Here is a 714-nt window from a genome sequence, read left to right as displayed (position 1 = left end):
TTACGGACAGTGCCTGGTGGGTAGTTTGACTGGGGCGGTCTCCTCCCAAAGAGTAACGGAGGAGCACGAAGGTGGGCTAAACACGGTTGGACATCGTGTGGTTAGTGCAATGGCATAAGCCCGCTTGACTGCGAGAATGACAATTCGAGCAGGTGCGAAAGCAGGTCATAGTGATCCGGTGGTTCTGAATGGAAGGGCCATCGCTCAACGGATAAAAGGTACTCCGGGGATAACAGGCTGATACCGCCCAAGAGTTCATATCGACGGCGGTGTTTGGCACCTCGATGTCGGCTCATCACATCCTGGGGCTGAAGTCGGTCCCAAGGGTATGGCTGTTCGCCATTTAAAGTGGTACGCGAGCTGGGTTTAGAACGTCGTGAGACAGTTCGGTCCCTATCTGCCGTGGGCGTTGGAAAATTGAAAGGGGCTGCTCCTAGTACGAGAGGACCGGAGTGGACGAACCTCTGGTGTTCGGGTTGTCATGCCAATGGCATTGCCCGGTAGCTAAGTTCGGAATCGATAACCGCTGAAAGCATCTAAGCGGGAAGCGAGCCTTGAGATGAGTTTTCCCTGGCACTATAAGTGTCCTAAAGGGTTGTCGTAGACTACGACGTTGATAGGCAGGGTGTGTAAGTGCTGCGAGGCATTGAGCTAACCTGTACTAATTGCCCGTGAGGCTTAACCATACAACACCCAAGGGGTTTTGTGGACTCA

General features: G+C 53.4%; 1 rRNA gene. It reads left to right on the top strand.

From position 1 onward, the window contains the following. Positions 1-686 (top strand): 23S ribosomal RNA (locus IQO02_RS03025); the annotation flags it as partial. Positions 687-714: the final 28 nt, after the last annotated feature.

This window comes from Vibrio sp. OPT24 (assembly GCF_015163545.1).
In the GTDB taxonomy this organism is placed as follows: Bacteria; Pseudomonadota; Gammaproteobacteria; order Enterobacterales; family Vibrionaceae; genus Vibrio; species Vibrio cyclitrophicus.
Note: the sequence above shows the minus strand (reverse complement) of the source record. Positions and strands in the feature narration are given on the sequence as shown.